We start from the raw sequence: 20,191 nt of genomic DNA, 5'->3' as shown, positions 1-20,191 counted from the left end.
ACGTGCGAATCGGTCGAGAAGCGCCGAACGGGGCATTCGTTCGACGTTCGAACGAAATCTCGTTTTCGATAACTGTTTCCGAGTTGTCTTTTTAGCCGATGGTTAGTTAATACAATCCGTTCTGAAGAGTTCAATACCGCAACGAGTTCGACCGCGGAACGTCCGCGGTTCGGACCGCCAACGCGGACTTCGACCACCACGGAGAAGACACCATGAAATCAACGCGTAGATTCGGAACGATATCGGTCGTACTGGTAGCGCTAGCCCTCGTAGCTAGCACCGTCGCGTTCGCCGGGGGCGTCTCCGGCGTTCAGACCAATCGAGACGCTCCCTCGGCGGTGACGGACGACGCCGTCGCCGCGTCGAACTCGGTGAACGAATCCGAGTCCGTCTGCGACGGAGACGTGAACGCCAAACTACCCGGAAACTGCAAGGTTCACATCACCGTCGTCTCCATCGGCGTCGATACGGAGGACGACCTCGCGGGGTTCCTCGTCCGAAACGACGGGTACGGAGAGACGGAGAACCTCACGTACAGGTACGAGACGAGCGAAGGCGAGTCCGGAACGGCCGGGTTCGGATTCAAGACGTTCAACACCAGCGAGGACGGTTCGGTGACGCTCAAAGTCTACTACGACGGAAAACTCGTCAGGGAAGTCCAGAGCGATACGGACACGCCGTACGACTTCGGCCCGACGAACGACGGAACGAACGACGACGGAACCGACGAAGAGGACGACTCGAAGGAGTCCGACGAGGAGGAGGACTGCTAATCGGACTCCGCCGTCTCCATTGACGGGGAGGCGAACCGAGAACGCGTCTCCCGAGCGCCGTGAACGCCCGGTCGACGAGGACGCCGCTCCCTCGGCGTTCGGTTCCTCGCCGGGAGCGTCCCAGCGCCGTCCGGTTCGCGCGTTTTCCTCGTCGTTCCCACGACAACGTTTTTATCGCTTTTTCGTGAATCGGATGACATGAGTGGTAGCTTCAACCGACTGCTCCCGGAAGACGACTTCTGGCGAACCGTCTCGCTGGGCGCGATTCTGGTCTTCCTCGTCCCCCTCGTCGCGATTACCGGGGCTTTAGCACCGGAGGCCCTCGTCGCGGGCGTCGTCCTCGCGTTCGTGGCGTGGGCGATGACTCGGCGGGACGCGTCGGACGAACGCGCGGACGAATCGGAGGAACTCGACGCCGTGGAAACCCTGCGAAAGCGGTACGCCAGCGGTCAGATAGACGACGCCGAGTTCGAGCGGCGACTCGACGCGCTCATCGAAACGGAGTCGGTCGGGTCGGGAGAAAAAGAACCGTCGCTGGAGTGAGTCGGAGTTACGCTTCGTTCTCGATGGTCTCGCGGATGTCCTCCCACACCTCGTCCGGGGTCTGCTCGCCGTCGATTCGCACGAGGTCGCCGCGCTCCTCGTAGTGGTCGATGACGGGTCGCGTGTTCTCGCGGTAGACGCGGAGTCGCTCGCGAACCGTCTCCTCGGTGTCGTCCTCGCGCTGGACGAGGCGCTCCTCGACCTCCTCGGACTCCGGCGGGTTGTACTCGACGTGGTAGATGTCGCCGGTCTCGGGGTCGAGGCGCCGTCCGGTGAGTCGATTTACCAGTTCGTCCTCGTCCACGTCGAGGTAGAGCACCACGTCGAGGTCGGTGATGTCGTCGAGGTACTCCGCCTGCGAGAGGTTGCGCGGGTAGCCGTCGAGAACGAACCCGTCGGCCTCGGAGAGCGCGGCCCGCACGATCTCGTTCACGACGGGGTCGGGCACGAGTTCGCCCTCGTCCATGAAACTCGCGGGGGTGCCGTGCTCCGTCTCCATGTGCTTGTTCGCACGGAGCGCGTCGCCGGTGGTGACGTGCTCGACGTCGAACTCCTCGGCGATTCGCGCGCTCTGAGTTCCTTTGCCGGCGCCCGGCGCACCCAGAATGAGAACGTTCTGGCTCATGTCCACACCTCCATCGGCCTCGCATAAAGAATTAAAGAAACGGCTTCGCCGTCGCTCGGAACAGCCTTTTTTGTCGGCGGCCGCCGAACGTCCGGCTATGAGTCGTTTCAGCGCCGACGCGCCGAAAGAGCGCCGGAAACTCGTCGCGGACGCCATCGCCGCACACCGTACCCGGGGCAGCGCGTTCTGCACGCTCCAAGCCGGATTCGATCCCGAGGCGGCGGCGGAAGCGGAGCGAGAGGAGGTTCCGCCGTGGATACAGTTCGGCGATAACACCATCAACGCCGACTGCACCGACGAGGAACTCGAACGGTTGAAGGCGCTCCTCCGGGAGTTTCCGGCGTTCAAGGTCGAGGAACTGCACAGTCCCGAGGAAGCCGAGGGAACGAACGTACGAATCAGCGCGAAGGCGGACGCGAACCGCATCGCGCAGTTCGTCGAGCGAGCGTTCCGCGAGGCGTACGAATGCCCGGAGACGTTCACCCTCTGGGCCGTCGAAGTGTGAGACGAGGTCGCGATTTTCGCAGTCGTCGAGCGCCGGGTGGTACGTCACCCGACGGAGTTCTCGGCGCTCGGCTTCCCCCGAGCAGACCTCCCGACGCTCTCCCCGTCCGCCCTCGTGAACGGCGCGGGGTGTTCCGTCCTGCTCGCCGAGAAGGCGCGAAAGCGGTCGCTCCGAGAGCGGTCGTCCGGCGGGTCGTCGAACCGAACGCCGCTCAATCCAACCGGACGTACGTCCGGGCTCGGCCGACGCCCTCCAGCGAACCGATTCCGGACGAAACCGTCTTCTGCACGTCGTACACGTCGTCGGCTTCGATTTCGGCGATGACGTCGAACTCCCCGGCCACGACGTGCGCCTCCGTCACGTTCGGAAGCTCTCGAATCCGCTCGGCGACGTCCTCGGCGGTTCCGGCGCTGGTGATGACGGTGGTGTACGCGCCGATCATCGACCGCGATACGCCGGCAACCGTGAAAACGGTGGTGCCCTACGACCGCCAGTAGGCGGGCGACAACAGCACCAGCACGGGCAGGATTTCGAGGCGGCCGATCCACATCAGCACGACCATGAACAGCTTCGACGTGTCCGAAAACCGGATGTAGCTGTTCATCGGGCCGACGAGTTCGAACCCCGGACCGACGTTGCCGAGCGTGGCGGCGACCGCGCTCAACGCTTCCAGGGTGTTGAGATTCGGCCCGCCCGGGCGTTCGGCGTCGAGAAAGAGGAGGAGCGCGCCGACGAGGAAGATGACGATATAGAGGAGGGTGAACGCGTAGATACCCCGAACCGCGCGTTCGTCGAGCGCGCGACCGCCGAGTCGGAGGGGTCGAATCGCCTCGGGGTGGACCGTCGTGAACAGCTCCCGGCGGAACGATTTCAGGATGACCAGCCAGCGAACGATTTTGACGGCACCGCCGGTCGAACCCGCGCTCCCGCCGATGAGCATCGCCGCGAGCAGGAGGTACTGGGCGGAGCTGTTCCACGTGTTGAAGTCCATGCTCGCGTACCCGGTAGTCGTGACGATGGAGACGAGTTGGAACGTGGCGTGACGGACGGACGATTCTAAATTTCCGGCGATCGCCGGACCGCCGGGGACGAAGACCAACCCTTCGTGGGTGTAGACCAGCGCGGTCAGAACCGCCGAGAGGACGGCCAGCACGCCGACGTAGAAGCGGAACTCCGCGTCGCGGACGAGACGGCGCGGCTCGCCGTTCAGGACGTGCCAGAACAGCGCGAAGTTCGTCCCCGCCGCGACCATGAAGGGGATGATGAGCCACTGCACCGCCGCCGAGAACGCCTCGATGCTCCGAGCCTCCGGGGAGAATCCGCCGGTCGCCATCGTCGAGAACCCGTGGGCGACGGCGTTGTAGAACGTCATCTCGGGGGCGAGACCGGCGAGGTGGAGCCCGTACAGCAGGAGTATCTCCAGCGCGGTGATGCCGAGGTACGCCTTCCAGAGCGCCCGCGCCGTCTCCGCGATTCGCGGCGTGAGCTTCTGGATGCCCGGTCCCGGCGCTTCCGCGTCCATCAGTTGCGCGCCGCCGACCGACAGTTCCGGGAGGATGGCGACCGCGAGGACGACGATGCCCATCCCGCCGAGCCACTGGGTCAACTGCCGCCACATCAGCAGCGCGTGGGTGTGCCGATCGAACGAGATGTCGCCCATCACGGTCGCCCCGGTCGTCGTGAACCCGCTCATGCTTTCGAACAGCGCGTTCACGGGGTGAGCGAGCGTCGACGGACCCGACTGGAGAACGAGGAAGGGAAGCTCCTCGACGAGCAGGATATCGTTTCCGGCGATGACGTACGGAAGGGCGCCGACGACGGACACCGCTAACCACGTCAGCGCGACCATCAGGAAGCCCTCGCGCGCGCCGAGGTCGGGGTCGGGGTCGATGCGTTCGAGCGACCAGCCGACGGCGAGGGCGATGCCGATGGTGACGACGAACGTGACGATCCCTTCGCCGTAGTAGAGGCCGACGAGGAGCGGGAAGAGGAGCGGCACCGAGAGCCACTTGACGACCGTTCCGACGAGGCTCACGCTCGCCCGCCACTCGACGCGGAGATTCATAGCGCGGCGCTCACTTCCGACAGTACGTCCGTGTCGACGAACACGACGACGTGGTCGCGCTCTTTCACCACCGTGTCGCCGCGCGGGACGACGAACTCGCCGTCCCGCGTTATCGCGCCGATGACGACGCCCGACGGGAGGTCGGCGACGCCCTCGCGGATGGGGCGGTCGGCGAGGACGCTGTCGGCGTCGATCTCGATCTCCAGCACTTCGGCGCGGTCGTTCTCGATGAGCGCGATGTTCTCGGCGCGCTCCTCGCGGGTGAAGCGCGTTATCTCCTCGGCGGTCACCTCGCGCGGGTTGACCGCCACGTCGATGCCGACCGTCTCGAACAGCGAGACGTACTCGGCGTTCTCGACGATGGCGATGGCGCGTTCCGCGCCGAGTTGCTTCGCGAGCACCGAGACGAGCAGGTTCTTCTCGTCGTTCTCCAGGGCCGCGACGACCACGTCCGCCTCGTCCACGTGTTCGCGGGCGAGGAACTCGGCGTCGGTCGCGTCGCTCGCCATGACGACGGTCTTCGGGAGGTCTTCGGCGAGTTCCCGAGCGCGAGTGTGGTCTCGCTCGATGAGTCTGGGGCGCAGGTCGCGGGTTTCGAGCAGTCGGGCGGTGTGAAAGCCGATCTCGCTCCCGCCGATGATGACGAGTTCCTTGTCCGCGCTCGGCGTCTCGTCGGGCGCGACTTCGAGTGCGAACTGCTGGACGCTCTCCGGACTGCCGATGACGACGACCTTATCGTTGGCCCGAATCACCGTCTCCCCGCGCGGGATGGCGACGTCGCCGTTCCGGATGATGGCCGCGAAGGTGAGCGAATCGAATCTGTCCGCCTGCCGAACCGTCTGGTCCGCCACGGGGCTCTCCTCTCGCACTTCGAACTCCGCCATCTGCACTTCGCCACCGGCGAACGGGTCGACGTCGCGGGCGGCGGGCAGGCCGATGACGCGCACGATGTCCATCGCGGTGAGGAGGTTCGTACAGACCATGAAATCGACGCCGAACGCGCCCTGCTCGGTGTGCTCCCACGTGTCGAGGTAGTCCACCTTCTTCACCCGGGCGATGGTGAACGGGTCGTCCACGGTCTTCGCCGTCCCGCAGACGACGAGGTTCGTCTCGTCGTCGTCGGTGCTGGCGATTATCATGTCGGCCTCCTCGATGCCCGCCTCGCGCAACGTGGCGAGCGACGTGCCGTCGCCTTCGAGCGCCAACACGTCGTGCGAGTAGGTGAGCGAGTCCACGCGCTCACCGTCCTGGTCGACGACGACCACCTCGTGTGTGTCGGCGAGACTCCCGGCGATGGACGACCCGACCTCACCTGCGCCGACGATGATAATTCGCATGAGATTCTTCTGTCGGCGTTTGCCATTCCTCGGGTATGATTATTTCTCTTTGTCGGCAGGGAGGGCGGTCGGGAGCATCGGCGCAGAAGGCGGGAACGCGGTCGAGATTCCGTTTCCCTCGGCGGCGCTCTCGGTTCACGCGAACCCGTTATCCCGAAGCAGGTCCGCGAGAACGTGAAAGTAGAGGACGACGGCGGTGAAGACCGCGACGGCCGGCGAGAGAACCGCCAGTCCGCCGACCAGCAGACCGCCGAGGAGGACGTGCGAGAGGATGCGCTCGTGTTCCATGTCGTCGATGTCCTCGAACACCCAGTCCTGGTCGCCGAAGGCGGCGGGCGGGTCGGCGAGGCAGGCGCGGAGGTGGTGCCAGTCGCCGGTTCGAAAGCGCGTGAGGACGAAGTGGTCCAGGTCGACGAAGACGCTCAGCAGGACGCCGTAGGTGAACAGGACGGCGAGCAGCGGGGTGGAAAACCGATCCGAGAGGGGGACGAGGAGCAATCCGGACACCGCCGCGCCGATGACGAAGTGTTCGCGCGAATACATCGGTCGACGGTGGTCTCCCCATCACGTAAAAAGGTTCGTTGCGCTCGTCGAAACCCGCTGCGGTCGACGGGGGGTACGTCCTCAAGCGTCGGTATCGCGGGGAACCACCCGAATCTCAACTCCTCCGTCGCCCCGGAGCGTGACGGTCACGTCGTCCGTGTTGAATTCGACGGTGGTGTCGGCGTTGGCGTCGTTCCGAAAGAGATTATCGAGGGCGTCCGGGTCGATGTCGTCGTACAGTCGAAAATCGGCTTCGGTCAAGTCCTCGCCTTTCTGGTCCTCGATGGCCTCTAGAATCGCCGTGCTCAACGACTGCCCGCGTCCCGGGTAGTAGTGTTCGCGCTCTTTTTTCTCGGTGGGTACCATAGGACACTATCGACAGGGCCGGTCCGCATAATCGCTCTGGGTATGTAGTTAGCCCTCCGAGATCAGCGCCGAACGGGGTCGAGACAGAAATCGCGACGGGTCTCGCGCGCGGCGGGACTCCGCGAACCTCGCGCAGTGTTATGGTGGCCGAGTTCGTCACCTCAGACGTGGCGAAAGTGAACGCGGATGCCGTCGACTGGAGCGCATCGGAGGAAGGAGAGACGTCGTTCAGACGCAAGCGGTTGGGGGACGCCGCCGGCGGCGACCGACTCGGGTGCAGTCTGTACGAGATTCCGCCGGGGAAACGGTCGTGGCCGTACCACTATCACGCCGGGAACGAGGAGGCGCTGTTCGTCCTCTCGGGCGCGGGCGCGCTGCGACTCGCCGGGGAGACGCTATCGCTGGCCGAAGGCGACTACGTCGCCCTCCCCGCCGACGAGAGCGGGGCGCATCGGGTCGTCAACGACTCCGACGAACCGCTCACCTACCTGGCCGTTTCGACGATGGACGAACCGGACGTGAGCGTCTACCCCGACTCGGAGAAGTTCGGCGTGTTCGTCGGGTCGCCGCCGGGCGGACGCGACGGCCGAACCCTCCACGGCTACTATCGACTCGACGACGCCGTGGATTACTGGGACGGAGAGGAGGAAGAAGCGTCGCGGTGACGTTCGGCGGCCGCGGCGAATATCCCTCCGTCGCGGGGATTACCTTTCTTCGACGGGCGATGCTTCAACGGAATCGGGTCGTTACGTGCAGTGCGATACGTTCAACACCTTTCCGTACCGTCACCCACCCATGGCAGGGCACACCGCGGAGCGGGTGACGCTGGCACGACTTCCCTCGGGTGTCGCACTCGAGACGACGGTTCACACCTACGAAGGCGAGGAAAACGGGCCGACGCTGTACGTGCAGGCCGCCCAGCACGGACGCGAGATAAACGGAACCGAGGTGCTCCGGCGGTTCCACGAGGAGATAGACCCCGCGGCGCTCGCGGGGCGAATCGTCGCGGTTCCGGTGGCCGACCCGCTCACCTTCGACCGCGTGTCCTACACCACGCCCGAACGGATCGACAGCGTCAATCCGAACATGAACCGCGTCTGGCCCGGGGACGACGAGGGGACGCTCCACGAGCGCATGGCCGCCACCCTCTGGGAGTACGCGAGCGACGCGGACGCCATCGTCGACCTCCACACGGGCAGTCCGGACATGCTCACCCACGTCGTGTTCATGGAGGGCGACCGCGCCTCGCGCGAACTCGCGGAGGCGTTCGGCACCGACCTCCTGCTCTCCGAGGAGGCGGGCGACGACGCCTCCGCGGAGTGGGAGGAGCGGAACTTCGGCGGGAAGTTCCGCGTCGCCGCCACGCGCGAGGGGATTCCCTCCATCACCCCCGAACTCGCGCACAACAAGGAAGTCGTCGAGGACGCGGTGGAGACGGGACTGGAGGGACTGTTGAACGTCTGCCGTCACCTCGGCGCGCTCGCGGAAACCCCCGTCGACAACGGGGACCCCGCGCTGGCGCGCAACCACCTCGGCCGGGTCGACGCGACCGACTCGGGACTGTTCGTCGTCGAGTCGGGGCACGAACTCGGCGACCGCGTCGAGGCGGGCGACCGCGTCGGGACGCTGTACGACCCGGCGACGTACGAGGTGCTACAGGAGGTCGAAACCGACCGCGACGGCGTGCTGTACGCGCTCACCCGCGAGTCGACGGTCTGCGGCGGCGGAACGCTGCTCAGCGTCGCGCTCCTCCGGGAGTGATCGTCGAAGCGCGCGGAGACGGTTCCGAGGTCGGGGATGCGGACGACGGCGACGCCGATTATCCACGCCGGGCGAACCGGCCGCGACAGTCCGGCCGCCTGGTCGTAGTAATCGTTCGCGTCGCCTTTCGTGATGAATCCGGCGTGCGGGGCGGGGCAGTTGTCGAGTTCCGCGCAGTCGTCCGCCCTGCCGACGTAGGCGGGGTCGGCCTCGTCGTACCAGTTCTCGCCCGCCTCGACCCAGAACCGCGCGCGGTGGAGGATGGGAATCGCGGACTCGTCGCCGTTCGGTTGGAAGACGAGCACGTCGCCCGACCCGCCGAGCGACCGGTAGCCTCGCTCGCGCGCGACCTGCGCGGAGACGACGCCCGCGCGGCTTCCCGGCGGCGTGACGCGGTGTTCGTCCATCACGACGACCACGTCCGCGCGTTCGACGTTCGGGGCCATGCTCCCGCTGATGACGGTGTAGGCCGGCGGCCAGACGCCCGTCATCGTGACGAGACAGACGCTGGCGACGAGCGCGACGACGAGCCCGCGAGCGAGCAGGCGGCGAAGACCGAACACGACACGGCGAAACGCCGGATGGGGGCTTTGTTATCGACCGCCTGCCGGGGATTAAGAGCCGATTTCCCGGTCGCTACGTTCGAGGTACTCGGACGGTTTCGTCCCTTTCGGCGGGAACGCACCGCAACGGTACCGTCGCGCCGCGCGTACTCGGAGCGCGAACTCGGCGCTCGAAGCGGTCGAGTCTTCCCGCGCCCGGTCGCCGTACCGCTTCCCGGTGCTTCGTTCGCTGGCCGAACGACCGCCCGTCACGCGAACTCCGAGAGCGACGTCTGGTCCCGTTTCAGGGGTCGGGCGTCGTACCCCGATTTCTGGAGGTGCGCGGCGAACTCCTCGGCGAACCCGTGGTGGGTGTAGACGGTGTCGGGGTTCACCGCCTCGACCACCGAGACGAGTTCGTCGAAGTCGCAGTGGTCGGAGAGCGGGAACGTCGCGTCGTAGCCGCCGCGGTAGCGGTAAGAGTCGGTGACCGCCCACCCGGAGAAGCCGACCTTCACGCCGCCGACGCGGGAGACGAGGTCGGTCACCCACTCCCGGCGCGCGAGATTGGAGGGGAGGACGACGATCTCGTCGCCCGAGAGCGCGTCGGCCTCGAACGGTTCCGCGTCGAACGAGACGTCACTCACCGCCTCGATGGCCTCGTTCACCTCCCGAATCGAATCGGCGACGACGACCGGTCGGTTCGTCGCCCGGCGGGCGAGGTGCTGGAGTTTCTGCGCGCGGCCGAGCGAGTAGCCGAACAGGAAGAGCGGGTCGTCGCGGTCGGCCAGCCAGTCGCAGATTTCGGCCTCCAATTCGGCCTGCGGCGGGAAGCGGTACCGGGGGTCGCCGTAGGTCGTCTCCATCACCAGCACGTCGGCGGGGACGGGGGAGAATCCGTCGAGGAAGAGGCGGTCCCGCGTCGAGAAGTCGCCGGTGTAGAGGTACCGCCGGTCGGCGTCTATCAGCGCGGCCCGCGACCCGACGACGTGGCCCGCGGGCAGGAGGTCGATGCCGGGCACCGACTCGGTGGACTCGAACTTCGCGCCCGTCCGCGCCCGCACGAGCGCCGCGGTCTCGGCGGAACAGAGCACCGTCCTCGGCGTCGTCCGAAAGGTGTGGTCGGCGTGGGCGTGGCTCACGAAGTTCACGTCGCCGACCGCGCTCCGCGCGTCGGCGACGACGGTCCGGCCGGCGTCGATGTGGACTCCGTCCCGCAGTCGAATCACGGTCGGCCTTGGTGCGGAACGGAGTTGAGGCTTCCGCCGGGCGGTTCGCGGGTCAGTCCTCCACGAGTTCCGCGAACTCCTCGACGGGGATTATCTCCATCGTCTGGGAGTCGAACCCCTGGTTCTCGATGGCGAGCGAGGCGCGGAAGGCGGTGTCCCGGTCGGGCGCGTCCATGACGACCATGAAGTCGTACTCGCCGAGTATCGCGTAGCTCTGTTCGAGTTCGGCGCCGTACTCCCGAACGTCGATGTCGAGGTCGCCCCACACCGCCGCCATCTTCTGGACGTTCTGCACCGGCCCGCGGAGTTTGATGAGAGAGACGTACTTGGCCATCACGCGCAGGACGGGAAGGAGCGGCAAAGTCGTTGTGGCGACGCCGAGGAGCGTCGCTCCGTCGCCGCTCCGGGCGTGCGAAAACGTCCGGATCCGATACGGACGGCGAAACGGGGCCGAGACGACACCCGCGCTTTTTGTTCGACGGCGCACCACTGCCGGTATGGACAAAGACGACCTCCGCGAGCGAATCTGGACGCGATTGGAAGACGAGGGCGTCGCCCGGTTTCCGTTCCCGCCTCACGGTCGAATCCCGAACTTCGCGGGCGCTTCGGAGTCGGCGGAGCGACTCGCCGACTTGCCGGAGTGGAGCGACGCCGACGCGGTGAAGGCCAACCCGGACGCGCCCCAGTTGCCGGTGCGGCGGCGCGCGCTCCGCGAGGGGAAGGTCGTCTACATGGCCCGACCGCGACTCGGGGACGAGAAGCCCTTCGCGAAACTCGACCCGGCGGAGATCGCCGACACCGACGCCGCCGCCACGGTCTCGAAGATGGACGAGCACGCCGACCCCGTCGGTCCGGACGAGGTGCCTCGCGTCGATCTCGTCGTCTCCGGGAGCGTCGCGGTCACGGAAGACGGTGCGCGGGTCGGGAAGGGAGAAGGGTACAGCGACCTCGAGTACGCCGTCCTCCGGGAACTCGGCGGGGTGGACGACTCGACGACCGTCGTCACCACGGTCCACGAGTTGCAGGTCGTGGACGACGACGTTCGGGTCGAGGCGCACGACGTGCCGATGGACATCGTCGTGACGCCGGAGCGCGTCGTTCGGACGGACACCGAGTTCGCCCGGCCGTCAGGGATTCGATGGGACGACTTACCGGACGAGAAGGTCGCCGAAATCCCCGTTCTCCGTCGGTTGCGACCGTAACCGAGCGGAAACGGGCGGTTGCTCGCTTTCGGCGAGCGAATAACGAACAGCGGGGAGCGTGAACGCGAATCATGCGTACTGTACTCGCGGTACTGTTCGCGGTGGCGGTCACGTTCGCGGGAGGAACGAGCGCGTTCGTCTCGGAGGCGACCCCGAAAGCCGGGACGAACCCCGGCGTCGCGGCGAGCCAAACGACGGTCGATTCGTGCCGGGAGATTTCCAGCCCCGGTCGCTACGCGCTCACGGACGACGTGACGAACACGACGGTGAGTCGCTGCGTTCGCATCACGGCGAACGACGTGGTACTCGACGGTCGAGGGCACCGAATCGACGGCGTCGGCGCGTTCGGCTCCGCGGGCGTGCTCGTCACTGGCGGCTCGAACGTCACCGTACGGAACGTCGCGGCGAGCGACTGGGACGACGGAATTCGGTTCGCGGGCGTCCGAAACGCGACGGTTCGGAACACGACGACGACGCGCAACCGCGTCGGCCTCTCGCTCGTGTCGGTTCGCGGGGGGACGGTCGCGGACAACGTCGCCCGGTCGAACGCGGTGGCGGGCGTCTTCCTCGTCGGGGCGAGCGAGAACAACACCCTTCGAAACACCACGGCGACCGAGAACGCCTTGGTCGGCGTCCAACTGGTCGAAGCCAGCGGGAACCGGGTCGTCGGCACCGTCGCCCGGGGCAACCAGTTCGGCGTCGCCCTGTTCGGCGCGAACGGGAACGTGGTGCGCGGCGGCGAGGCGACCGGGAACCGAATCGCGGGAATCTGGCTCTCCGGTGCCGACGACAACCGGGTACGGGACAACCGAGTCTCGAACCGCTTCTACGGCGTCTACCTCGCCGACGGCGCGCGGAACAACACGATAGCGGAGAACGTCGCGCGCGAGAACGCCGTCGGCGTCCGCCTGCGGTCGAGCGACCGAAACGCCGTCCTCCGCAACCGGATCGTCGGCAGCAGCGACGCGGGCATCCTGCTCATATCGAGCGACGAGAACCGCGTCGTCGGCAACCGCGGCGCGGAGAACCGGCGGGATATCGTCGTGTCGCAGTCGTCGTCGGGAAACGTCCTCGAAAACAACTCGCTCGGCCGACGGACGACCCGCGTTCGGTGACGGGGCACGCCCTCACGTCGACGGCTCGGTCGGATGTTCGCGGGCGTACACGGTCAGGAGCGCCCGGAGGATTCCGAGGACGACGGGACCGAAGAACAGCCCCATGATTCCGAACGCGTAGACGCCGCCGAAGATGCCGACGACGAGCAGCCCCGGATTCAATCGCGCCTCGTGACCGCTGACGACGGGGCGGAGGTAGTTGTCCGAGAGGCTGATGACCAGCGTGCCGTAGGCGAACAGGAACGCCGCCGCGACCGGGCGGTCGGCGACGAGCAAGTACACCGATGCCGGGAGCCAGACGACGGAGGCGCCGATTATCGGAAGCAACGAGAGGAGGATCGTCACGACAGTCCAGAACACCACGCCCGGAACGCCCGCGACGAAGAGGCCGATGCCGGTCAGCACGCCCTGCACGAGGGCGACCAACACGTTGCCGACGAGCACGCCCCACATCACCCGGTCCATCTCGGCGTACAGTTCGTCCTGCACGCCCTCCGCGAGCGGGGTGATGCGTCGAAGCCAGCGGACGAACGCCGCCCCGTCCACGAGGAGGTAGTAGAGGAGAAACGCCAGCACCGTGACGCCGAGGAGCGCGTCGGAGATGCTCCCGAACACGGTCAGGGCGTTCTCCAGCAGCCCCGACGTGAGGTTGGTCGGGATGAACTCGCGCAAACTTCGCCCCTCGATGGAGACGCCGGTGTACCGCTCGACGAGGGAGAACAGTTCCAGCAGTCGGGAGTCCCCCCGGGCGACGGCTCGGAGGAGGGAGATGGCCTGCTGGACGGCCATGGTGAGGAGGCTGACGACCGGGATGAACACGACGAGAGTGGCCACCACCACGAGCGAGAGCGCGGAGACGCGCGAGCCGACGCGGGGAGCGAGTCGTCGCTGGAGCGGGTGGAGGATGTATCCCAGCAGGATCGCCGCCAACACGTACTGGAGAAACGGTCTGACGAGCAGGGCAGCCAACAGGCCGAAGACGGCGATCAGGAACACCAAGAAGCCCCGTTCCCGGTTCATAGGTGAGACGACGGTACGGGCGCGTATAAATCGACGCGTCTTCGCCTAAATTCGACCCTGAAATCGGGAGGCCACCACACCTATGGAACTCACCGTAATCTGGTCGGTGGGGGTTACACAATGGCACGACAGTACCAACAACCGCAACAGTACCAACAGCACGGTCACCACCAACGGACGGGCGAGTCGCAGGGCCGACAGTTCGGCCATCAGGCGGGCGGTCAGCAGATGGGCGGTCAGCAGATGGGCGGACAGCAGATGGGCGGACAGCAGGGCGGCGGTCAGCAAATGGGCCAACGGTCGATGCAGGAGTCGATGGGCGGACAGTCGACGGGGCAGCAGTCCGGTCAGCAACAGATACTCGCGTACGACGAGATGCTCCCGAACGACATGCGGACGGCGCTCCACGACTTCAGCCGCCTGAAGAAGTCGTGCGAGTGGGCGGCCGAGCAGATTCACGGGCAGATACCGGGCGAGACGGAGATTCCGCGGGCGCTCGAAGACCTCGCCGAGATAGCGGAGTTGAACGAGAAGCTCATCGTCCGGGATTCCCGCCACGGTCCGTACCTGGCCCAGACGTTCGTCGAAGTGGCGCAGGACGACATCCAGCAGCTTCAGCAGGCCGCCCAACAGCAGCCGATGCTCACGCCGGTCGTCTCCGACCTGCAACGAGCCGTCAACTCGACGACCCAGATGCTCGATTCCATCGGCTGGCAGGGCGGCCAGCAGTCGATGGGCCAACAGATGGGAGGACAGCAGTCGACGAGTCAACAGTCGCAGATGGGCCAGCAGTCCGGTCGGGGACAGTTGTAACCCACTATCCGTTTTCTCGACCTGTTCGGCTTCGATACTTGAGTGGCGCTTCGATGTCGCTCTACAGTTCGACGCCGATGAGCCTTCGGAAGATGTTCTCGAAGTGAAGAGTCGCGCGGTTATTTCTCAGCCGATGCGCTCAATCTCTGCATATCACCACATACCGTTCAGACGGTTATTGAGCACCTCTGGTAGGAGTAACGAGTTTTTCGAGGAACGGCCCCGATGAGATCATATGCCACCTTCGTCTGTTATTGGTGTTGTAATACCCACACAAGACGTTTGCAGTCAGGACGATGTCCTACGGAAGCAGAACCGAGGAGAGAGATGCCGTCTCAGTCGGGGCGCTCTTCGTCTCCTCGAAGCTCCCGTCTGACCAATGCGTCGAAGTCCACATCCGCGGACCGGTAGTCCGACCGATGTTCAGCGACGACCCGACCCTTGTCGGTTATGACGTACAGACCGCTGTTCGAAGCCGGACCGACGCGTTCGAGGAGACCGTAATCGGTGAGAATCGGTAGCCTCGTGTTGATGTACGCTCGATTCTTGTCGAGGACGTGGGCGAGGTTGACGGCGTTGTTCCGTTTGCCGTCGGAGAGGGCGTCGAGGATGTCAAAATCCGTGGGGGACGTAAGCATCATCGCAGTTAGAGTCTGTGGAGACCAGATTTAAATACTTATTTATGCATCCCATGTTGATGTTAGAAAAATATATGATTCCCGGGATTTTACTGTAGATGGGCGATGCGAAGACGAGCGTCGAACGATACTCGGCGAAGGGACGAGCAGAGGCTAAACAGTGAAGTAAATCATGCGTGAGCGATAGAACGTCCACTAATGGAAGACCCGGTTTCGCTGATCGAGACGAACGAGGTGCCGAACTCTCTTTTAAATCGCGTACACAACGAAGACTGCATCGAGGGCCTGAAGGAACTCCCCGACAACTGCATCGACTTGGTCGTCGCGGATCCGCCGTACTACAAAACCATCAATCAGTCGTGGGACTACGAGTGGCGGACCAAGGACGAGTACGTCGACTGGTGTCGGGAGTGGATCGAACAGATCTCTCGCGTGTCGAAAATCAGCGGGTCGTTCTACCTGTTCGGATACTTCCGCACGTTAGCCCACGTCGTCCCCGATATCGAGGAGAACGACTTCAACGTTCGACAGCAGCTCGTCGTCGATAAGGGGATGCAGGCCGTCAGCGGACGCGCGACGAAGGATTATCGGCTGTTCCCCAACACGACGGAGATGATTCTCTTCTCGGTGTACGACGCGCGGCCGATTGTAAAGAGGGTCCTCAATCTGATGAACGAGAACGAGGGTCTGAGTTCGCACGATATCAACGAGCGACTCGGGGCGGAGACCGGCGGCGGCGGCCTCTGGTCCATTTACGCTGGTGACAACGTCATGGGGAAGGTCCCGCCGAAGGACAAGTGGGAAATCCTGCAGGAGATTTTCGGTTTCGACGTCCCCCACGAGGACGTCCGGCACACGTTCAACACCGAGATGGGGCTGACGAACGTCTGGGACGATATCGACTTCTACGGGGAAGAGAGGGACCACCCGACGCAGAAACCGCTCGCGCTGATGGAACGCCTCGTTACGGCCAGCAGTAACGAGGGGATGACCGTTCTCGACCCGTTCGCCGGAAGCGGTTCGACGTTGGTTGCGGCGAATAATCTGAGCCGTAACTACGTCGGGTTCGAGGTCGAGGAAGAGTACTGCGAAGTCGCGCGGAGCCGGCTTAATCAGTCCCGTCTTACGAGCTACTGACGCTTTTTCGCCGTAAAGTAGCGTCCCCCGATTCCGGTCAGACGTTGCGAATTCCCGTCCGGAGCTTCCTCTGAGACGGCAAACCCGCCGCGAACGTCGGGGATGGTGACGGAGCGTCTCCACGACCGCTACGGGACCCGAAACGAACTCTACGAGCGGTCGACGGTCACCGAGTGAAGCGCGCAGAGCCGGTTAGCGCACCCGGCGAACGTCTCGCCCGCGCATCGCGAAGGGTTCGGCGTTCGCCGTCCCGACGTTCGACGGGCGGTATCCGTTATCGCAGCGGCTGGTCGACTCTCTGATTGTCGAGACAAAAAAGTGGAGAAATCCTACGTCAGCCGCCGAACATCTCGCGCATCATCGGGTGCATCTCCATCAACTGCTCTTCGGCGATCTCCTCGTAGAGCTTGTAGGTGATGGAGACCGTCAGCAGCAGTCCCGTTCCGGAGACGCCGCCGATGGTGCCGAGCATGTTCGCCATGACGGCGAGCAGGCCGACCAGCGCGCCGCCGATGACGGTGACCTGCGGGATGTACCGCTCCATCACCTTCTCGATGACGCCCGTGTTCTGACGGAATCCGGGGATCTGCATCCCGGAGTTCTGAATCTGCTTCGCCGTCGCCTCCGGACCCATGTCCGTCGTCTCGACCCAGAAGATGGCGAAGATGGCGCCGCCGATGACCATGAACGTCAGGTCGATGGCGACGCGGAGCAACACCTGCCACGGCTCTTGGGCGGCGGCGGAACCGGCGGTCCACCACATCCAGTCGGTCGTCGACTGGATGGGTGCGAAGTAGTAGAACAGCCCGCCCGTGGCCTGTCCGTTGCTGTAGGTGCCGAGCCACGCGGGCATGCTGTTCCCGAGTTGGCCGTACAGGATGCGCCCGATGAACTGGATGTTCGCTTGCAGGGCGCGGACGAGGATCATCGGCAGAACGCTCGCGTAGATGAGCTTCACTGGGAAGCGACCGCGAGCGCCCTTCACTCGCGCGTGACTGAGCGGAATCTCGACGCGCACGCTCTCCGCGTACACGACGATGCCGAAGATCAACAGCGTCGTGGCGAGCGCGATGAGGCCGGTTCCGGTGTTCGTTCCGAGCAGTACCATCCGAACGCCCTCTCCGGTCAACAGCGACGGGACGCCCTGCGCGTTCCCGATGAGCACGGAGATCCAGAACGGGACGAACCCCGTCTGGTTGCCGAGTCCCGGGGGCGAGAACAGGCCGCCGATGAGCTGCTGGCTGACGCCGGCGACGATGAACAGCCCGATACCGCTGCCGACGCCCCACTTGCTCACGATTTCGTCCATGAACAGGACGAGGGCGGCGCCGACGAATATCTGGCCGAAGATGAGCCACTTGACGGCCATCGCGGAGCCGAGGCTCTGGACGAGCGCACCCTCCGGTTTGAAGAACCCGCCGACGAACACCATCGGCAGGCCCGTCAGGCAGATCATCACGATGACCAACAGCTTCTGGAGGCCCTGATAGAGCACCTGGTCGCGCGGGTCGTCGGTGTCCAGCCCCAGCAGGTCAGCGCCGCCGAGCAGTTGAAGAACGATGCTCGCGGTGACGATGGGACCGATGCCGAGGTGCAAGACCGAACCCTGCTGACCGGCGAGCAGCGAGCGGAACTGACCGAAGAGGTCGGTGCTCGTGTCAACCCCGTACAGGGTGACGTTCGTCAAGAAGAAATACAGCACGAGGACGCCCGCCGTCCACCCTAGCTTGCGCTTGAAGGGGACGTGCCCCTCGGGGCGCTGGACGGCCGGCATTCGCGTCAGGACTGGTTCAGCGGCCTCCTTCCATCCCATGCGTTAGTCCTCTGGTTCTTCCTCTGATTCGGCGGGTTCGGCGTCTTCGGCCTCGGCCCGCTCGCTCAGGACGGCGTCGCCGTCCGCTTCCTCGATGAGTTCGACCGCGCTCGCCGAGAAGGCGTCCGCGGTGACTTCGAGGCTGTTGCGAACTTGACCGCCGCCGAGCACCTTAACTGCGTCGGCGTCCCAGCCGTCGTCGACGACGTCGCGGGCGTCGATTCGGTAGCCGCCGTCGGTCTCCTCGGCGACGCCGTCCGCCGCGAACAGCGGGGCGTCTTCGTCGAGCTTCTGCACGGAGACGGTGCTCACCGTCTCCTTCGCGTCTTCGGGTCGGGAGAACCCGTGCTTTCCGAGCGGTTCGTAGTTGTGGAACTCGTGTTTCGCGCGGCCTGCGCGTCCGCGTCCGCCGCGGTTACCGGCACCGCGGCGGTTCTTGTGCGTCCCGCCGCCGTGCGTGCGCGAGCCGCGTTGGCGTCGTTTCTTGTTCGTCATGGTTATCGCATCGACTTGAGGAGCTTGTTTATCTCCTCTGTCGTGTGTTTTCCGAGTTGGCCGCCCTCTTTCGTGGGGTGCTTGATGCCCTCGTGGCCGCCGCGCGGCGGGTGGAGTCGGAGGACGGGGGTGAGCCCCTGCTCGCGGAGCGTCGTCTCCTCGTCGAGCAGCGCCCCTGCGAGGTCGGCGATGTCGGAGTAATCGGTGTTCTCTGCTACCCACTCGTCGTCCACGTCGTCCGAGCCTTCGAGCGGTTCGGCGCGCTTCGAGAGGAGCGTCTCCAGAACCTCCCGGTCGGGTTCGCCGTGGGCGACGAAGTCGTTGACCTTGGTTATCATGCCGCGGTAGGTCTCCGTCTCCGGGACCAGCGCGCAGTGGTTCACCCTGTGGATGTTGAGCATCCCGAGGGTGTCCCGAACGCCCTGGTGCATGTTGACCTCGCCGCGAAGCTGGACGACTGCCTTCATCAGTCGGCCACCTCCGGCGGTTCCTCGTCGGGGCGAGCGCGCGGCCCCCGCGCCTGCGACGCGTTCTCCAGCGCGTTGTACGTCGCCTTGGCGAGGTTGAGCGTCGTCCGCGTGTTACCGTGGCTCTTCGTCCACGCGTTCTCGACGCCCGCGAGTTCGAGTATCTTTCGAACGGTGTCGGTCGCGGCGAGACCCAGTCCGGCGGGCGCCGGGATGAGTTCGACCTCGACGCTGCCCGCCTTCCCGGTCGTCCGGTGGGTGAGCGAGTGCGGTCGGTCGCTGCGGTCCTCCCACGACCCCGCGCCGCGGGGTACGTCGATGATGTTCAGCTTCGCTATCTCGATAGCCTTCTGGATGGCACCGCCGACCTGGTCGTCTCGGCCTTCGGCGTAGCCGACGAAACCGTCGCGGTTGCCGATGGCGCAGACGCAGCGGAACTTCACCCGCCGACCGGAGTCGGTCATGCGCTGGACCATGTTGATGTCCAGCACTTCGTCTTCGAGGCCGGGGAGGAGCTGATCGACGAGTTCCGGCTCCTTCAGCGGGAGCCCGGAGTTCAGCGCCTCCTCCATCGTCTCGATGTCGCCTTCGACGACCTTGCGGCCGAGACGGGTCTGGGGTTGCCAGCCGTTGGAATTGCTCATGTTATTCGTCCTCCTGGAGGTTCGAGAGCACTTCGTCGAAGTGCTCGGGTAGTTCGGTGGCGTCGAAATCCCCGCCGTACAGCGGTTCGTCGCGCTGTTCCGCGTACTCGGCGATGTGCTCGCCGCGGTTGCGCGACCAGTCCGCCATCACGCTCTCGTTGTGGGGGATATCGAGGCCGGCGTCTATCGCTCCTTCCTGTACTGCGAACGCTTTGCTGCCGGGTGTCGCCGTGTTGAGGCCGATGTCGAGCACCGCCTCGTCGTAGTCGGCTTCGAGCGCGCGCTTACCGAGCAGGTACCCGGTGAGGTACGCGCTGGGGAGGTTGCCCGTCGGGGCCTCCCAGCCGTACTCCGCCAGGTCGCCGGAGAAGGCGCTCGCAACCGTGTTATCGCCGTCGGGACCCATCGTGACCAGCTGCGCCCTGACGTGCTGATTGCTCTTGCGAGCGACCAGACGCGGCTTGCCTGATTTCAGCAGGCGCAACCTCTGATGGTAGTCAGTCCGGACCTCTCGGCGGCGGCGCATCGGCACCTTGTATCGTGGTCCAGTTGCCATTG

At 65.3% G+C, this 20,191-nt stretch carries 26 protein-coding genes; 9 read left to right on the top strand and 17 right to left on the bottom strand.

Annotated elements, in window-relative coordinates; all coding sequences use genetic code 11:
* The first annotated feature begins 212 nt into the window (after positions 1-212).
* A complete protein-coding gene (locus tag LIX00_RS13755) occupies positions 213-773 on the top strand; it encodes a hypothetical protein (RefSeq protein WP_227353757.1) in 561 nt (186 codons plus the stop codon).
* 198 nt (positions 774-971) lie between these two features.
* Positions 972-1,316, top strand: a complete 345-nt coding sequence (locus LIX00_RS13750; protein WP_227353756.1) for an SHOCT domain-containing protein — start codon at positions 972-974, stop codon at positions 1,314-1,316.
* Between the two features lie 7 nt (positions 1,317-1,323).
* On the opposite strand, the gene LIX00_RS13745 is transcribed toward LIX00_RS13750, so the two are convergent.
* Positions 1,324-1,941 (bottom strand): adenylate kinase, encoded by a 618-nt coding sequence (locus tag LIX00_RS13745; protein ID WP_227353755.1) that lies wholly within the window; start codon positions 1,939-1,941, stop codon positions 1,324-1,326.
* Between the two features lie 97 nt (positions 1,942-2,038).
* On the opposite strand from LIX00_RS13745, the gene LIX00_RS13740 reads away from it, so the two are divergent.
* Positions 2,039-2,446, top strand: a complete 408-nt coding sequence (locus LIX00_RS13740) for a DUF7975 family protein (RefSeq protein ID WP_227353754.1) — start codon at positions 2,039-2,041, stop codon at positions 2,444-2,446.
* A 44-nt stretch (positions 2,447-2,490) separates the two neighbouring features.
* Here LIX00_RS13740 and LIX00_RS13735 read toward each other — a convergent pair whose 3' ends face one another.
* From LIX00_RS13735 to LIX00_RS13710, 6 genes are all read right to left on the bottom strand, one after another.
* Positions 2,491-2,661 carry a hypothetical protein gene (locus LIX00_RS13735; RefSeq protein WP_227353753.1) on the bottom strand — a complete coding sequence of 57 codons (171 nt, stop codon included), beginning with the start codon at positions 2,659-2,661 and terminating at the stop codon, positions 2,491-2,493.
* Complete coding sequence (locus tag LIX00_RS13730; protein WP_227353752.1) at positions 2,658-2,888, bottom strand: Lrp/AsnC ligand binding domain-containing protein; 231 nt, start codon at positions 2,886-2,888, stop codon at positions 2,658-2,660. The genes LIX00_RS13735 and LIX00_RS13730 overlap by 4 nt, the downstream gene beginning before the upstream one ends.
* Before the next feature lie 39 nt (positions 2,889-2,927).
* Positions 2,928-4,511, bottom strand: a complete 1,584-nt coding sequence (locus LIX00_RS13725) for a TrkH family potassium uptake protein (protein ID WP_227353751.1) — start codon at positions 4,509-4,511, stop codon at positions 2,928-2,930.
* On the bottom strand, positions 4,508-5,848 hold the full coding sequence (gene trkA, locus LIX00_RS13720) for a Trk system potassium transporter TrkA (protein WP_227353750.1): 1,341 nt from the start codon (positions 5,846-5,848) through the stop codon (positions 4,508-4,510). Before trkA ends, LIX00_RS13725 begins: the two co-directional genes overlap by 4 nt.
* A gap of 135 nt (positions 5,849-5,983) precedes the next feature.
* A complete protein-coding gene (locus tag LIX00_RS13715; protein ID WP_227353749.1) occupies positions 5,984-6,391 on the bottom strand; it encodes a hypothetical protein in 408 nt (135 codons plus the stop codon).
* 81 nt (positions 6,392-6,472) lie between these two features.
* Positions 6,473-6,757, bottom strand: a complete 285-nt coding sequence (locus LIX00_RS13710) for a HalOD1 output domain-containing protein (protein ID WP_227353748.1) — start codon at positions 6,755-6,757, stop codon at positions 6,473-6,475.
* Positions 6,758-6,924: 167 nt separating this feature from the next.
* On the opposite strand from LIX00_RS13710, the gene LIX00_RS13705 reads away from it, so the two are divergent.
* Complete coding sequence (locus tag LIX00_RS13705; RefSeq protein ID WP_368410695.1) at positions 6,925-7,422, top strand: cupin domain-containing protein; 498 nt, start codon at positions 6,925-6,927, stop codon at positions 7,420-7,422.
* A 130-nt stretch (positions 7,423-7,552) separates the two neighbouring features.
* Entirely contained in the window at positions 7,553-8,518 is a 966-nt protein-coding gene (locus tag LIX00_RS13700; protein ID WP_227353747.1) for a succinylglutamate desuccinylase/aspartoacylase family protein, read from the top strand.
* A gap of 614 nt (positions 8,519-9,132) precedes the next feature.
* On the opposite strand, the gene LIX00_RS13695 is transcribed toward LIX00_RS13700, so the two are convergent.
* Genes LIX00_RS13695 through LIX00_RS13685 form a run of 3 tightly spaced genes read right to left on the bottom strand, consistent with a single transcriptional unit; the run spans position 9,133 to position 10,623 of the window.
* Positions 9,133-9,333, bottom strand: coding sequence for a hypothetical protein (locus tag LIX00_RS13695; RefSeq protein WP_227353746.1), 201 nt, complete (start codon positions 9,331-9,333; stop codon positions 9,133-9,135).
* Complete coding sequence (locus LIX00_RS13690; protein WP_227353745.1) at positions 9,330-10,289, bottom strand: mRNA 3'-end processing factor; 960 nt, start codon at positions 10,287-10,289, stop codon at positions 9,330-9,332. The genes LIX00_RS13695 and LIX00_RS13690 overlap by 4 nt, the downstream gene beginning before the upstream one ends.
* Positions 10,290-10,341: 52 nt before the next feature.
* A complete protein-coding gene (locus LIX00_RS13685) occupies positions 10,342-10,623 on the bottom strand; it encodes a GYD domain-containing protein (protein WP_227353744.1) in 282 nt (93 codons plus the stop codon).
* A 163-nt stretch (positions 10,624-10,786) separates the two neighbouring features.
* Here LIX00_RS13685 and LIX00_RS13680 point away from each other — a divergent pair, with 163 nt between their 5' ends.
* Entirely contained in the window at positions 10,787-11,491 is a 705-nt protein-coding gene (locus LIX00_RS13680) for a 5-formyltetrahydrofolate cyclo-ligase (protein ID WP_227353743.1), read from the top strand.
* 71 nt (positions 11,492-11,562) lie between these two features.
* Positions 11,563-12,606 (top strand): right-handed parallel beta-helix repeat-containing protein, encoded by a 1,044-nt coding sequence (locus LIX00_RS13675; RefSeq protein ID WP_227353742.1) that lies wholly within the window; start codon positions 11,563-11,565, stop codon positions 12,604-12,606.
* A 12-nt stretch (positions 12,607-12,618) separates the two neighbouring features.
* Here the strand turns inward: LIX00_RS13675 and LIX00_RS13670 are convergent, their stop codons facing one another.
* Complete coding sequence (locus tag LIX00_RS13670) at positions 12,619-13,626, bottom strand: AI-2E family transporter (protein ID WP_227353741.1); 1,008 nt, start codon at positions 13,624-13,626, stop codon at positions 12,619-12,621.
* Between the two features lie 120 nt (positions 13,627-13,746).
* On the opposite strand from LIX00_RS13670, the gene LIX00_RS13665 reads away from it, so the two are divergent.
* Positions 13,747-14,439, top strand: coding sequence for a hypothetical protein (locus LIX00_RS13665; RefSeq protein ID WP_227353740.1), 693 nt, complete (start codon positions 13,747-13,749; stop codon positions 14,437-14,439).
* 335 nt (positions 14,440-14,774) lie between these two features.
* Here the strand turns inward: LIX00_RS13665 and LIX00_RS13660 are convergent, their stop codons facing one another.
* Positions 14,775-15,080, bottom strand: a complete 306-nt coding sequence (locus tag LIX00_RS13660; protein ID WP_227353739.1) for a helix-turn-helix domain-containing protein — start codon at positions 15,078-15,080, stop codon at positions 14,775-14,777.
* A gap of 195 nt (positions 15,081-15,275) precedes the next feature.
* Here LIX00_RS13660 and LIX00_RS13655 point away from each other — a divergent pair, with 195 nt between their 5' ends.
* On the top strand, positions 15,276-16,214 hold the full coding sequence (locus LIX00_RS13655; RefSeq protein ID WP_227353738.1) for a DNA-methyltransferase: 939 nt from the start codon (positions 15,276-15,278) through the stop codon (positions 16,212-16,214).
* A 334-nt stretch (positions 16,215-16,548) separates the two neighbouring features.
* Here LIX00_RS13655 and secY read toward each other — a convergent pair whose 3' ends face one another.
* Genes secY through LIX00_RS13630 form a run of 5 tightly spaced genes read right to left on the bottom strand, consistent with a single transcriptional unit; the run spans position 16,549 to position 20,189 of the window.
* Positions 16,549-18,027, bottom strand: coding sequence for a preprotein translocase subunit SecY (gene secY, locus LIX00_RS13650; RefSeq protein WP_227353737.1), 1,479 nt, complete (start codon positions 18,025-18,027; stop codon positions 16,549-16,551).
* Between the two features lie 3 nt (positions 18,028-18,030).
* The gene (locus LIX00_RS13645) at positions 18,031-18,522 is read right to left on the bottom strand and encodes an uL15m family ribosomal protein (protein ID WP_227353736.1); all 492 of its coding nucleotides are present in this window, start codon (positions 18,520-18,522) and stop codon (positions 18,031-18,033) included.
* A gap of 2 nt (positions 18,523-18,524) precedes the next feature.
* Complete coding sequence (rpmD, locus tag LIX00_RS13640; RefSeq protein ID WP_227353735.1) at positions 18,525-18,989, bottom strand: 50S ribosomal protein L30; 465 nt, start codon at positions 18,987-18,989, stop codon at positions 18,525-18,527.
* Positions 18,989-19,633, bottom strand: coding sequence for a 30S ribosomal protein S5 (locus LIX00_RS13635; RefSeq protein WP_227353734.1), 645 nt, complete (start codon positions 19,631-19,633; stop codon positions 18,989-18,991). Before LIX00_RS13635 ends, rpmD begins: the two co-directional genes overlap by 1 nt.
* A gap of 1 nt (position 19,634) precedes the next feature.
* Positions 19,635-20,189, bottom strand: coding sequence for a 50S ribosomal protein L18 (locus LIX00_RS13630; protein ID WP_227353733.1), 555 nt, complete (start codon positions 20,187-20,189; stop codon positions 19,635-19,637).
* Positions 20,190-20,191 lie beyond the last annotated feature (2 nt).

The sequence above is a fragment of the Haladaptatus salinisoli genome (genome assembly GCF_020614375.1).
Classification (GTDB): Archaea; Halobacteriota; Halobacteria; order Halobacteriales; family Haladaptataceae; genus Haladaptatus; species Haladaptatus salinisoli.
The sequence above is the reverse complement of the archived record's forward strand: the minus strand, read 5'-3'. Positions and strand labels throughout refer to the sequence as shown.